Genomic DNA, 12,253 nt, shown 5'->3' with positions numbered 1-12,253 from the left:
GGGCAGAATACCATGTTCATCCGTTTCGACGACGCGCAGCAGGCAGCGGGTTTCGCCCAGCCCGCGCTCTACCGCACTCACCGGATGCTTCCGCAGAAGTACCCGTCGTTCGACTATGGCGCGCTGGTGCCGGTCAATACCGACGGTGACATGTGGGACGTCGGCACGCTGGTCTATTCCGGCGACATCGCGGGCAAGGCCGAATATCTCGGCGGCAAGACCTTCGACATCCCGAATGCCGGGCTGAACTTCTCGCAGGGCGCGACCAGCTTCCACCTCGCCGGTGTGGGCTATGAGCTGTCCAAGCAGGAGGTCGAGCGGTTCGCGCGCATCCAGGCGCAGGGCAGCGGCGATCAGGGCGGCGGCAACCTCGGCGAGCGCAAGGCATCGGCCGCGCGCATGGTCGGCGAGAAGTTCGTCTACGATCGCGTCATCCGCGGAAGCACCGAGAAGGGCTTCACCGGCATGATCAACGACCCGCGCGTGCCGACGGCCAATGCCCCGACGGGTGGCTGGGCCACGGCGACGCCGGATCAGATGCTGGCCGACGTCAATGCGGCGTTGCAGGACGTCTACGTCAACAGCCGTGAGACGGCTCTGGCAGACTCGCTGCTGCTCCCGACGTCGAAGTTCCTGTTCATCAACAACGCCCGGATCAGCAACACCGGGACGTCGGTGCTGAAGTATCTGGCCGAGAACAACAGCTATTCGGCGATCAGCAAGCGCCCGCTCAATATCGCTCCGAGCCGCGAGCTGGAACAGGCCGGCGCCAGCAGCACCGCGCGCATGGTCGCTTACGAGAAGTCGCCGGACAACATGGAGTTCTTCCTGCCCGGCTTGTTCGAGTTCATGCCGCTGTTCCCGACCTCGTCCATGACGTGGCGTGTCGACGGGGTGATGAACGTCGGTCAGTTCGAGCTCTACCGCGCGAAGACCATGTCCTACCGCGACAACATCTGAGGTGATGGCGATGAAGACGTTCACCAACCACACCGCCGGCTCGCGCGGGATCAACCTCAAGGGCGGCGGCACGCGCTGGATTGAGCCGGGCGAGACGGTCGAGATCGATCCCGACACGATCGATGGCAAGCTGCCCGACTTCGGCAAGCCGGCTTCGGATGCCGGCGTGGCCGACGAGATCGACACGCTGCGTGCCCGCGTCGAGACGCTGGAGGCGGAAAACGCCGACCTGCGCGCACAGCTAGAGGCGGCCAGCGCTGCGGACGGCACCAAGGGCAACCAGCCCGACGCCGAGCTGATCCGCGCTGCGGTCGAAAGGCTGAACGTCATGAACGACGACCACTGGACCGCGGCCGGCCTGCCCGACGTCAGTGCCGTTTCGGAAGCGATGGGCACCAAGGTCACCCGTGCCCAAATCGAGGCGGCTGCTCCGGATGCGAAGCGTCCCGCCTGACATCCTGTCCCTGCACCTGACGGGCCGCTTCACCTCGCGTGCGGCGGCCCTTTTCGTTGAGGAGCCACGACCTTGATCCGCATCATAGCCGCAGCCCTGCTGCTGATCGCGCAGCCTGTCCAGGCGCAGGTGATTGCTGAGTCCTACCGTAACGCCGCCGGGCAGGTGCAGGACGGCATCGGCATCACCAACATTGCGCCGATCCGATCGACCAGCGTGCCGACGTCGGGTGCCGTGGCGTCAGCCAACGCCTTCCAATCGGCGCTATCGGCTTCCCCGGCGCGCAAGGGCTGTGCGCTCTACAACACTTCCACCGCGGCCATGCTGGTGTATCTGGGCGCCCCGGCGGGCGCGTCCGCTGCTGCATCTATCCCAGTCCCGGCTGGCGGGTCGTTCAATTGCGGCTCGTTCCAGGGGCTGGTGCTGACCGATCAGATCAGCGTCACGTCGGCCACTGCGGGTGCCACCTTTGTCGTGGTGTCGCAATGATCGCCGCTCTGATTGCGCTCCAGGTCGTCTCTGCGCCGGCTGGGGGCGTCGACATGACCAGCCTGACCACCAAGATAGACCGCGCCCAGCAGGCCGCGGATACGGCTGCGCAGGCTGCGGCTGCGGCGTGCCAGCCCAGTGCAACGATCCCGCCTATGGAAACTGTCGGCGGCTCTGCTGGCAGCGGGGAAGCGTGCCGACTTGCCAACGCCGTTCAGCCCCGCATCAGTCGTACCGTGCAGGGCACCACAACGGCTGGTGGAACCGGCTCCGTGACATGGCCCGCTATGCCCAGCCCGCCGCGGCTGACCGTCACGCCGTATGTCGCATCGACCAGCGCTGCCAACGCTCCGCTATGCTTCCCTGTCGCGGGCACGGTCACGGTCACCGGGGCCACGATCAAGTGCTTCACGACGCAGAGCGTCACCGTCTCCATTCTCGGCGCTGTCGTCGCGCCCATCACCACCGCAGCAGCCGGCGTCACGTTCGACGTGCTGGCTCTACCCGCTTCGTAACCCGCCGTAATCCAAGCGCGCCCCGCTCGGTACGCCACCTGTCATAATCGACAGGAGCATGTCCGTGGCGCTCAACCCGCTCACCCTCGACGTAACGTATGCGGTGGCAGGGCGCCGCTTCCAAGCCACTGTGCTGGGGCTCACCGCTGGATCGACGCTTGAGGTACTGGCCGACGGCACGCCGGGGTTCGGATCGTCCAACGGTCGGGTCTATATCGATCGCATGCCGGGCTCTTCGACGCCGGCCACGATCGTGCTGCGCGAGAGCAAGGCCGGCGAGACGCCGCGCGAGAGCCGGATCGATATCTCGGTGGATGGGATCGCGCTGGGGGCGGCTGGCCTGGCGGCAACGAATACTGCCACTGGCGATCTCGCCTCCCTCGACAAGCTGTTCCGCAACATGCAGCGGGCGCTGGACAGCAATCCCTACGACCTTCCGAACTACGGCTCTGGTCCGAGCGCTGGGCTGACTGCGCCGACGCTGACGTGGGAGGCTGCGCCGACCGGCTTGACGCAGCAGCGGCTCATGAACGATGCGGCTGGCAACGATTGGGCCGCGTTCTACGGCGGCATCCCGTCGCAGATCTCAGGTTCGGCCTACGGTTTCCCGGTCGTCACCAGCACGGCCGGCGCTGTCAGCGGTGCCGGCGGCCGGGCTGGCGTCGCTTGGGCTGTCGAGACGGAGACGAACGCGGACAAGATCAGCTTCCGCGTCCTCAACAGTCAGGCGATCCAGTTTCGCGTCCTCGTGGACGGTCAGTTCGTCGGGCGCACGCCAGCAAAGATGGACAACGTGGTTCCGGGCTCGCCGCAGCACCTCACGGTGGCGTTCGCCTCTGGGGCGTCGGCAAAGCCCCGCCGCATCCGCTACGAAAGCGAGCTGAACGGCGACTTCCGTGCCATCTATCTCGCCACCACTCATCGCATCATCAAACCTGAGCCGGTCGACTTCGTTCGCAGCGCGTGGATCGGTGACAGCTACACCGCTTTCGCCACCAATGCGGGTTCGGTGAACAGCTTTGCCCACGACAATTACCCTTCGATCACGCATCGCCTGCTCGGCGTTCACGACGGCAACAATCTGGGCGTGGCAGGCACCGGGTTCGCCTCGGATAACGTCTCCCTTGGGCTCCGCTATTCGTCCCGCATGAACGATCTGGCGTTGCTTCAGGCGCGGCCGGGCGGCGTCGACATGGTGGTATTGCAGGGGTCGATCAACGATCGCGACAAGAGCCCCGCGACGATCCAGAGCGAGGCGTCCGCTGTGATCGCACAGGCGCGTGCCATCGTCGGCGCCGGCAAGCCGATCATCGTGCTTGGCGTCGCTCCGGGGGCTCTCGGCGCTTCCGCCTATACCGTCGCTGCCGGCGTGCTGGCAGCCGAGCAGGCGCTTATCGCCGCCGTCGCCGCAGCCAATGACCCGCTAGTGGCTTTCGTGCCGCTATCCACGGCAACGCCGACGCCAGTGCTGGCGGGCGACAACGCGACCGGCACGGCTTCGCTCTATACGCAGACGGATCTGATCCATCCGACGTTCGGGGCTTCGGTCCCCGGCGTCGGGGGCATGGAATATCTCGCGCGTGCGGCGGCCAAGGGTATCCGTGCCGCCATCACGGCGATGCGCCGCTGATGCGCCCGCTCGCCGCCCTCGCCATGCTGGTCGCTGCGTTCGTCGCAGCGCCAGCATCGGCCCAAATCGATAAGGGCTGCTACAATTACAGCGGCCAGAACGTGTGGACGGCCAAGAGCGCGGACAAGCTGCGCGCGGACATCGAGTGCTTCAAGAAGGCCAAGGGGCTGGCCGACATCAGCATTGCGAACCGCGAGAAGCGGATTGCGCAGCTAACGCCGGTCGCGCCGCCGGTGGGCGATGTCCAAGAGCCTGAGCTGGGCGTAAGCCTCGACAAGGTGCCTGCGCCAGTCGCGAGCAACTTCGACGTGGCGTCCATGCTCGTGCCTTCGTGGGGATCGGGCGCTATCGCTGTCAGCGGCGCAGCGGAAGGCGTCGGTGCGTTCAGGTTCAACTGCAACCCCGGGCAACTCCTTCGTGACGATCCGATCGTCTTCCCGAAACAGCCGGGCAAGAGCCACCTGCACCAGTTCTTCGGCAATCTGACGGCTGACGCAAACAGCACCTACGCCAGCCTGCGGGCCAAGGGCGACAGCACCTGCGGCAACCCGCTGAACCGTTCGGCCTATTGGTCGCCGGCCATGCTCGACGGCAAGGGCAATGTCGTCCAGTGGGATTACGCCCAGATCTATTACAAGCGCTCGCCGTCGAGCAGCGAGGGTTGCGCGGTAGTCGCCACGCGGTGTGAGGGCATCCCCCGCGGCCTGCGTCAGATTTTCGGTTACGACATGGTGACCGGCAAGACGCCGACCGGTTCGGTGTACTGGAAGTGCGACGGGCCGACTGCGCCATCCGGCGCCTTCCCAACGCTGGCCGATGTCGCCACGGTTTGCCGGGCCGGCAATTACATCACCGTCTCGTCGTCCTCGCCGACCTGCTGGGATGGCAAGCGGCTCGACAGCCCGAACCATCGCGACCACCTCGCCTATGCGGACTTCGGCAACACCGGCAAGCTGCGCTGCCCGGCCACCCATCCGGTCGGCATCCCCGCTTTCTCGCTGCAACTGTTCTACCGGGTGGTGGACGGCGACAACCCTACTGAATGGTCCCTGTCCAGCGACGACATGACCGCCATGGGAATGGGGAAGCTGCCCGCAGGCACATCCTTCCACACCGACTTGATGGATGCGTGGGACGACGACATCAAGCACGTCTGGATCGACAACTGCATCGAGAAGCTGCTGTCCTGCAATGGCAACGACCTCGGCAACGGCAAGCAGTTGAAAGACGTGTGGGGCTTCAAGTGGAAAATCGAGCCTCGGGTTGTGCCGATCCCGGAGGCGCGCTGATGGCCGATCTCGCCACGTTCCGCATTCGCTATCCTCAGTTCGCCGCGGTACCTGACGCAACGGTGCAATACTGGCTCGACGACGCCACGCGGTTTGTTGACGATAGCTGGCCGATCGTGACTGACCGGGATCCCGCGATGCTGGCGGCCGCTGCGCACCACATGCTGGCCGGCGGCACTGCGGGGATCACTGACGGCGACGTTTCCGCGTTGCTCGCCGCCGGCGTCACCGACTTCAAGTCCGATCGCTTCTCGGTGTCGTTCGCCGCCGAGGCTGTCGCCGCCGTAACCGCGGGCGGGTTCGCCGCGACCAAGCCCGGTCAGGAGTATCTTGAGATGCTGGGCCGCAACAAGGGCGGCGTTCGCGTCACGCTACCCGGTGCTGCCTGCGCGTGCGACGGCTTCAACGGGTTCGCAGGGCCGCTGCCTTACCCCGCTGCGCTGTTCGGCTGCTGATGTTCGACCGGGCCTTCGCCTCTATCGCGGGCCGCGTCTCGGCGGTGTTCGGCGGTCCGTACTGGCCGGGTTCGCTGGTCGTCCCGGGGACAGGCGGCGGCTATGACGGCGAAGGCGTGTATCAGCCAGGCACCCCGCCGACCCGCATCGCCTGCCAAGTGCAGGTCAATGACGTGACCGATTACATGCGGGCCAACGAAGGTTATACCGACGGCGATGTTTCGCTGCTGGTCATCGATACGAACGCGCAGGTCACCACCGATATGCAGGTCGAAATCGCCGGTGGGCCGCGCGCTGGCGTGTGGATGATTTCCACGCCCAGCCGCGATCCCGCAGCGATCGGCTGGCGCATCAAGGCGCGTCCAGCATGATCCGCATCAAGGACGAGCACGCCGCTCGGCTGGCGAAAATGCACCCGGATCTTGTCATCCTGGCGCTGGGGTCTGCATTGACCGATGGCGCACAGGGTATCGCCGAGGATGCCGCCTTCTCGATCCGCGATGGCGCGATAAGCGGTGCCGGCCATGTCCCATCGCTGTCCGGCCAGCCGCCGAACGCCGACACGCACGACCTTGACCAGTCCATCCATGTTGGCGACCTGATCGAGACGCCCGATCGCGTCCAAACGTCGGTGATCGCGGACAGCGACCACGCGCTCTACATGGAGCTGGGTACGACGCGGATCGAAGAGAGGCCGTTCATGCGTCCAGCGGTGACCAAGAACCGGGCTGGCGTGCTTGATCGTCTGCGCGACACCTTCCGAAAGGTCGTGCGCTGATGGCCGTTGACTATAGCCTGCCCGTCCGAGATGCGGTGATGAAGGCGCTGGCGGCATCGGCTCTGGGCGCGCTCGTACCTGTGGGGTCGCAATACCGCGGCACCGTGCCAGTCGACCGCACGTTCCCGTTCACACGTTATGGCGCGCCGATCGCGGCCCCGCTGCTCGCGTCGGGGCTCGACAGCAGCACGATCCGGTTCACCGTCCATTCGTTTACGAAGCCACTGACCGACGGTGCCGGCCGCGTCATCCGACCCGCTGAGGATCAATCGCACGTCATCGCTGCGGCGATCGTAGCCGCGCTGGGCGACCGCATCCTGACGCTGCCTGACCGCACCGCATCGGTGTCATGGCTGACGACCAACCAGCTTCCCGACCCGCAGGAAGCCGACGTCTGGCACGCAGTCGTGAGCTTCTCAGCCGGCGTGACAGGCTGAGTTCCCGCCGTAATCCAGCTCATGCCGAGCCGATAAGCCCCTCGTAAACGCCCGAGGAGTGCGCCCCATGTCCGTGCCGAAGACCGTAAAGGGTCAGTATTTCGACGTCGCCGTCTTCGCAGGCTCTGGCGACACCGTTCCGACGATCCTTTGTGGCCTGACCACGAAGAACATGACGCACCAGTTCAACACGAACGACGAGTTCCTGCGCGATTGCCAGGATCCGAGCGGCGTGCCGTTTCGCGTCGTCAACGTCACGGGCGAGCAGTTCGACATCAGCGGCACCGGCCTGTTCAATCGCGAGCAGGCGGACCTCCTTCGCCGGATCGGCGGCCGCTCGCTGAAGTACCGCTTCATCATGGGCGAGGATGCCGAAGACGCGGTCGACGGCGGCTATTACGAGGGCAACTTCGTCCTCAGCAACCTCCAGTACGGGGCTGCGGACGGTGCCAATGTCACGGTGCAGAACACCTTCGTCTCCGACGGTCAGGTGCTGTGGTATCCGGCCCCGCCGCTGATCGTGCTCGACGCGCTCTCGCTGACCCCGCTGACCGCTACCGTCGGTGCGTCGTGGACCGGCACGATCGCCGGCAAGACCGCGGGCTCGACGCTCACCGCCACCAGCAGCGACAGCACGTCGCTAACCGTCACGAACAACACCATCACCGGCACCTTCTCGGCCGCAGGCAACAAGACGATCACCGTCACCGAGACGCTGACCGCCGCCAGCAACAGCCCGAAGGTCAACAAGTTCGGCCTCAACGTCAAGGCGGCGTAACCCGTGCAGACGTGGGTCGACCTCAAGTTCGCCGACGGCGAGTATCGCTTCTTTCTCGGGCCGGCGCAGATCGCCGAGCTTGAGAAGAAGTGTGACGCCGGGATCGGCCGCATCTACGGGCGCACGCTGGCAGGACGGTACGGCACAGGTGACGATGAGGTCATGCCGGATCAGGGCGATTATCGGTTCTCCGAGCTGCGCGAGATCGTTCGGCAAGGGCTGATCGGCGGCGCGCAGGGCGTCGTGGATGGCGACGAAGTTCAAGTGTCATCGATCCGCGCCAACGAACTGGTCGAGCGCTATGTGCTATCCCGTCGCGGCCGCATCACCCTGCGCGCCCTGTGGGCGCTGGCCGCCTCGATCCTCTTCGCGTTGATCGAAGGTTACGACCCTGACCCAAAAGCCGAGCCGGGCAGCGACCCGGCGACCCCGACCACCGGTTCGACTACGCCGGAGCCCTGACCAACGCGGCCATGATGGGTATCCCGCCGAGCGAGTTCAAACGGCTGTCGTGGTGGGAGTATCAGGCGTTGGTAGCAGTGTGGAGCGAGCGGCACGACCCGGAGGGAGCCAATCAGCCGGTCGAGGCGCCTGACGCGGAGATGGTTGCCCGGCGACATCAGAAACTCGCTGCTCGCGGGCTGGTAAGGACGGTGCACTGATGGCCGAGGTTGTCGACTCCATCGTTGCGGTGCTGGAAGCCCGCCTGGGCGACTACGCCAAAAACTTCAATGAAGCCGCTGACGCGCACGAGCGGTTCACCCGCACGCGACCGGACAAGTTCGGTCAGTTTTCTCCGCAGCAAGTCGAGCAATATGCGAACCGGCACAAGAAGGCGGCGGGTGACGTCGCGCAGGCTGAGGAGCAGACAACCGCTCGTGTCACTCGCACCCGAAAGGCTCGCTCTGACGCCGAGGTGGCGCAGTCTAAGCGTGAGGCCGATGCGGCGAAAGCGGCGGCCAAAGCAAAAGCAGATGCCGAGAAGGCAGCAAGTCGCGAGATCGCTGAGGCGCTGAAACAGCGTCAGCGCGCAGAGGCAGCGGCGGAGCGCGACCGGCAACGCCAACAGGCTCGATTTTACGCCGCAGGGCCGCGCATCTTTGAAGCCAAAGCGCGGGAATTTTCTGCGGCTGATCGAGCCCGTGATATCCAAGCATCGCGAGAGTCTGCGGCGGCTGTCCGGGCCGCCGAGCGCGAGAAGCAGGAGGCGTTGCGGGTCAGCGAGCGTGAGCAGGCCAAGGCTGCGGCTGAGGCGGCGCGTCGTGCGGAGATCGAACGAGCCGCTTCCGCGGCGATTGTGGCGGCCACCGAGCGTGAGACTGCGGCAAAGGCGCGCCTTGCCGCAGTTGCCGAGCGGGCGTCGGCGCGCGCTGGCGTACCTGCGGCTTCGAACAGCACGCTCGGGCGCACTGTTGCGCGCGAAGCGACTGGGCAGCGTTCGATCCCAGCCGCCGCCCTCGCCGGTGATGCGGCTACCGAAGTCGCGACTGCCAAGGAGATCAATCACCTCGCCGCCGAGCAGGCAGAGCTTCAGGGCCGCCTCACCTTCGCCCGCGGCCGCGACCGAGATGTCATTCGGGAGCGACTGGCGGAGCTGCGTCTGACCCGCCAGCTTGAGAAGGCTGGGCTCGATGACGCTGCGATCGCACTCCGTCTGGACGAGCGGCGAGTACTGGTGACGCGTCAGCGTGCCATCCAAGAGAGAGGCCAAGCTTCGAAGAGCGTGGGACAGTTTGCACGAGGCGCTGGCCTATCCGCAGCTGCTGGCGGCGGGGCGGCTCTCGCTGGCATTGCTACGGCGGTCGGGGTCGGCGTGGGCGTCGAGGTGATCAGCAGCGCGGTCGAGTATGGCAAGGCCCTGTCCAATCTGTCCAAGCAGCTTGGTATCACGACGACGGATTTGCAGGCATATTTGAAGATCGCCCGTGATACAGGCGTTGAGCAGGCAACGTTGTCTTCCGCGTTCGGCCAATTTGCCAGCAACCTTGGCCGAGCACAGCAAGGATCCGACGAACAGGCAAAGGTTTTCAAGGCGCTTGGCGTCGAGATTAAGGGCTTCAAGTCGGCTGGCGACGCCCTCCCTACCGTTATTGACCGCATCTCGCAGCTGAAGGACCCCCTCCAGCGTGCGGCGATCGAGACGCGGCTATTTGGCGAAGAAGGTAGGAAGCTAGACGCGCTTCTCTCAGGCGGTCCGGAGAAAGTAAGTGCGCTGGCAAAATCCCTACAGGAGACGGGGCGCGCGCTGTCTCAGAAGGAAATTCAAGAGCTTGACGAAACCGCTCGCAAGCTGGCCGACGTCAAGGCGCAGTTGCAGGTTGACTTTGCTCGCGTTGTCGCTGGTAACGCCGACGCCGTCATAACGTTGGCGCGAGCTTTCGAGGCGGCTGCTGCATCGGCGGCGAACTTCTTCTCCCGCATCTCGCGTCAGGGCGACCTCGACATCCTGAATAATCCGACGGTAGTCCGTGCGGCAACTCTGGTAACCGGTCGTGATCCTAAACAGGTTCAGCAGGAGGCGTTCAACCGCCAGCTGCAATCGCGAGAAGGGCGTCAGGCGCTTTTTGATCGCAATCAGCAGCAGCTTCGTGCCATTGCCGGGACAGCGAGTATCAACGCGGCCACTGGCAAAGACAGTGTTGAGGATGAGCGCAAGCGCTTACGCGCAGAGCAGCAGACGATTGTCCGCGCAGAGGCCGCAGCCAAGCGTCAGGCGCGCGTGGACGTCACGCCGCCTGTTCGCGCTGGCGCCGTCAATCCTGGGCTGATCCGCAACCTCGACACGCCTAAAGGCCCAAAAGGCAAGAGCGCTGACCAGATCGAGCGTGAGGCTGAGCAGCGCACCCGCCAGTTCAATGACCAGATCGCGCAGGCCACTGACGAATTCCTGCGCGCTCAACAGCAGCTTACCGGCAGCATCGACGCGCGTGCCGCGATTGAACTTCAGCTGCTCGACAACGCGACCAAGGCCCGTCTTGCTGACATCGAGAGCCAGCGGAAGCGCAACGTGCTCGCCGGCGCCGACGCGAAACTGGAACAGGCGCGGGCGGATGAACTATCGGCCGCCGAGCGGAAGGCAGCGGCTGCGAACCGCGAGGTGATCGAGCAGGAACGGACGCTGGATGCGAACCGTGCGCGTGCCGCGATCGCTGCGACGTTGCTGGATGCTGATCAGACGATCCTCAGTGCGCAGCTGGGGATGGCGCGCACGATTGCCGAACGTCGCGACATCGAGCTGAAGTTGCTGGAGAACGCCAAGACGCAGGAGCGCGACCGGCTCAACGCGACCATTGCATCCGCCAAACCGGGTAGTCCGGAAGCGGATCAGGCGCGGGCTCAGCTCGGCACACTCGACCGTCGGTACGATGCCCAGCGCTCCGACGTCGAGTTCCGCAACCGCGGTGTGCTCGACCAGTATCGCGACAGCCTCCCCCGCACCGCCGACCAGATGAACGAGGCGCTGGAGAACGTGAAGGTCCGCGGGCTGCAATCTCTGGACGACGCGATCACCGATAGCATCGGCAAGGTCTTCCAGCTTGGGGGTGCGTTCGGCGATGTGGCGAATGGGATCATCTCGGACCTGATCCGGATCGGCGTGCAGCGTGCGATCATCGGGCCGCTGGCAGATAGCCTGTTCGGTGCGGCTGGTGGTGGATCGGCCGGCGCGGTCGGCGGGTTCCTCGGCAAAATCTTTGGGGGTCGTGCAAGCGGCGGCAACGTGGTCGGCGGCGTGCCCTATATGGTTGGAGAAAACGGACCCGAGCGCGTCGTCTTTCCGACCTCGGGCAAGGTCTATCCGAACGGCGCGCTTCCGACGATCGCGGGCGCTGGCCAGCATACGACGATCATCGCTCCGCAGCACTTTGACCTTACGGGCGTGGTAATGACCGAGCAATTGGTTGGCCAAATGGAGCAGCGCAACCGCGCCTATGCCAATCAGGTTGCTGCGCGGGCTGGGTCCGCAGCGGTGCAGGCTGCGCCGGGGCGGCTCCAGCAAATTCAGACGTTGGGCAGTTGACTTTTGGTCATGCAAGCGGTCGGAAAATTCAATATCGCCATGGCGGCTTCGTTGGTATTGTCGAAGCTTGGCAAAAGATACGATTGTTTGTTCACTAAGTCGTAAGCGTATGGCGAAAATCCGACAAACGCCCCCATTTGATTTTTCCCGTTGACCTCCCCACACACAAACTTCGGGTCACCCGGCTTAGTCACCTGGGCCCCATTCCTGAAGTCGGCGGTTTCAGATTTGATGATCCTTTCCTTGCGCCAAAGCGGGCTAGTAGGGTCAATCAGCTTATCCGACACTGATGCTCTGGCGTTACGGATAAAACTGGCATCTGTGCCGGGAACATACTGGCACGAGGCTACCCAGAAGAGGCACGCTGTGGCAAAAAGTGGTCGCATCCGCACCTCAGTATAGGGTGATAGGCCAATATCGTCCACGACGATGCCTCGGTCAATCCGCCGT

At 64.8% G+C, this 12,253-nt stretch carries 15 protein-coding genes; 14 read left to right on the top strand and 1 reads right to left on the bottom strand.

The features are described 5' to 3' along the window. Positions 1–12 precede the first annotated feature (12 nt). The 14 genes from PGN16_RS04255 (at position 13) to PGN16_RS04190 (ending at position 11,803) form a co-directional block, all read left to right on the top strand. Complete coding sequence (locus PGN16_RS04255; protein ID WP_335308151.1) at positions 13–960, top strand: DUF2184 domain-containing protein; 948 nt, start codon at positions 13–15, stop codon at positions 958–960. A 10-nt stretch (positions 961–970) separates the two neighbouring features. After that, positions 971–1,414 carry a hypothetical protein gene (locus tag PGN16_RS04250; RefSeq protein WP_335308150.1) on the top strand — a complete coding sequence of 148 codons (444 nt, stop codon included), beginning with the start codon at positions 971–973 and terminating at the stop codon, positions 1,412–1,414. Between the two features lie 72 nt (positions 1,415–1,486). Then, a complete protein-coding gene (locus PGN16_RS04245) occupies positions 1,487–1,903 on the top strand; it encodes a hypothetical protein (protein ID WP_335308149.1) in 417 nt (138 codons plus the stop codon). Then, entirely contained in the window at positions 1,900–2,418 is a 519-nt protein-coding gene (locus PGN16_RS04240) for a hypothetical protein (protein WP_335308148.1), read from the top strand. Before PGN16_RS04245 ends, PGN16_RS04240 begins: the two co-directional genes overlap by 4 nt. A gap of 64 nt (positions 2,419–2,482) precedes the next feature. Continuing rightward, a complete protein-coding gene (locus PGN16_RS04235) occupies positions 2,483–4,048 on the top strand; it encodes an SGNH/GDSL hydrolase family protein (RefSeq protein ID WP_335308147.1) in 1,566 nt (521 codons plus the stop codon). After that, entirely contained in the window at positions 4,048–5,337 is a 1,290-nt protein-coding gene (locus PGN16_RS04230) for a DUF1996 domain-containing protein (RefSeq protein WP_335308146.1), read from the top strand. The genes PGN16_RS04235 and PGN16_RS04230 overlap by 1 nt, the downstream gene beginning before the upstream one ends. Further along, a complete protein-coding gene (locus PGN16_RS04225; protein WP_335308145.1) occupies positions 5,337–5,792 on the top strand; it encodes a DUF4054 domain-containing protein in 456 nt (151 codons plus the stop codon). The genes PGN16_RS04230 and PGN16_RS04225 overlap by 1 nt, the downstream gene beginning before the upstream one ends. Then, positions 5,792–6,163 (top strand): hypothetical protein, encoded by a 372-nt coding sequence (locus PGN16_RS04220; protein WP_335308144.1) that lies wholly within the window; start codon positions 5,792–5,794, stop codon positions 6,161–6,163. The genes PGN16_RS04225 and PGN16_RS04220 overlap by 1 nt, the downstream gene beginning before the upstream one ends. Next, positions 6,160–6,570, top strand: coding sequence for an HK97 gp10 family phage protein (locus PGN16_RS04215; protein WP_335308143.1), 411 nt, complete (start codon positions 6,160–6,162; stop codon positions 6,568–6,570). The genes PGN16_RS04220 and PGN16_RS04215 overlap by 4 nt, the downstream gene beginning before the upstream one ends. Further along, complete coding sequence (gene gp17 / locus PGN16_RS04210) at positions 6,570–7,007, top strand: tail completion protein gp17 (protein ID WP_335308142.1); 438 nt, start codon at positions 6,570–6,572, stop codon at positions 7,005–7,007. Before PGN16_RS04215 ends, gp17 begins: the two co-directional genes overlap by 1 nt. A 67-nt stretch (positions 7,008–7,074) precedes the next feature. Further along, positions 7,075–7,785: a phage tail tube protein gene (locus tag PGN16_RS04205; RefSeq protein WP_335308141.1), complete on the top strand. Its 711-nt coding sequence runs from the start codon at positions 7,075–7,077 to the stop codon at positions 7,783–7,785. A 3-nt stretch (positions 7,786–7,788) separates the two neighbouring features. Then, entirely contained in the window at positions 7,789–8,247 is a 459-nt protein-coding gene (locus PGN16_RS04200; protein WP_335308140.1) for a gene transfer agent family protein, read from the top strand. A 14-nt stretch (positions 8,248–8,261) separates the two neighbouring features. Further along, positions 8,262–8,447 carry a hypothetical protein gene (locus PGN16_RS04195; protein ID WP_335308139.1) on the top strand — a complete coding sequence of 62 codons (186 nt, stop codon included), beginning with the start codon at positions 8,262–8,264 and terminating at the stop codon, positions 8,445–8,447. Continuing rightward, on the top strand, positions 8,447–11,803 hold the full coding sequence (locus tag PGN16_RS04190) for a hypothetical protein (protein ID WP_335308138.1): 3,357 nt from the start codon (positions 8,447–8,449) through the stop codon (positions 11,801–11,803). Before PGN16_RS04195 ends, PGN16_RS04190 begins: the two co-directional genes overlap by 1 nt. On the opposite strand, the gene PGN16_RS04185 is transcribed toward PGN16_RS04190, so the two are convergent. Next, positions 11,785–12,228 carry a hypothetical protein gene (locus PGN16_RS04185; protein WP_335308137.1) on the bottom strand — a complete coding sequence of 148 codons (444 nt, stop codon included), beginning with the start codon at positions 12,226–12,228 and terminating at the stop codon, positions 11,785–11,787. The genes PGN16_RS04190 and PGN16_RS04185 overlap by 19 nt on opposite strands. Between the last annotated feature and the right edge of the window lie 25 nt (positions 12,229–12,253).

Origin of the sequence: Sphingomonas phyllosphaerae, from assembly GCF_036946485.1 — a bacterium.
In the GTDB taxonomy this organism is placed as follows: Bacteria; Pseudomonadota; Alphaproteobacteria; order Sphingomonadales; family Sphingomonadaceae; genus Sphingomonas; species Sphingomonas phyllosphaerae_E.
Note: the sequence above shows the minus strand (reverse complement) of the source record. Positions and strands in the feature narration are given on the sequence as shown.

Excerpts from the sequence above, each read along its gene's own strand:
- PGN16_RS04255 (WP_335308151.1), top strand. The coding sequence starts at position 13 with ATGTTCATCCGTTTCGACGACGCGCAGCAGGCAGCGGGTTTCGCCCAG.
- PGN16_RS04250 (WP_335308150.1), top strand. The coding sequence starts at position 971 with ATGAAGACGTTCACCAACCACACCGCCGGCTCGCGCGGGATCAACCTC.
- PGN16_RS04240 (WP_335308148.1), top strand. The coding sequence starts at position 1,900 with ATGATCGCCGCTCTGATTGCGCTCCAGGTCGTCTCTGCGCCGGCTGGG.
- PGN16_RS04230 (WP_335308146.1), top strand. The coding sequence starts at position 4,048 with ATGCGCCCGCTCGCCGCCCTCGCCATGCTGGTCGCTGCGTTCGTCGCA.
- PGN16_RS04225 (WP_335308145.1), top strand. The coding sequence starts at position 5,337 with ATGGCCGATCTCGCCACGTTCCGCATTCGCTATCCTCAGTTCGCCGCG.
- PGN16_RS04220 (WP_335308144.1), top strand. The coding sequence starts at position 5,792 with ATGTTCGACCGGGCCTTCGCCTCTATCGCGGGCCGCGTCTCGGCGGTG.
- PGN16_RS04215 (WP_335308143.1), top strand. The coding sequence starts at position 6,160 with ATGATCCGCATCAAGGACGAGCACGCCGCTCGGCTGGCGAAAATGCAC.
- gp17 (WP_335308142.1), top strand. The coding sequence starts at position 6,570 with ATGGCCGTTGACTATAGCCTGCCCGTCCGAGATGCGGTGATGAAGGCG.
- PGN16_RS04205 (WP_335308141.1), top strand. The coding sequence starts at position 7,075 with ATGTCCGTGCCGAAGACCGTAAAGGGTCAGTATTTCGACGTCGCCGTC.
- PGN16_RS04195 (WP_335308139.1), top strand. The coding sequence starts at position 8,262 with ATGGGTATCCCGCCGAGCGAGTTCAAACGGCTGTCGTGGTGGGAGTAT.
- PGN16_RS04190 (WP_335308138.1), top strand. The coding sequence starts at position 8,447 with ATGGCCGAGGTTGTCGACTCCATCGTTGCGGTGCTGGAAGCCCGCCTG.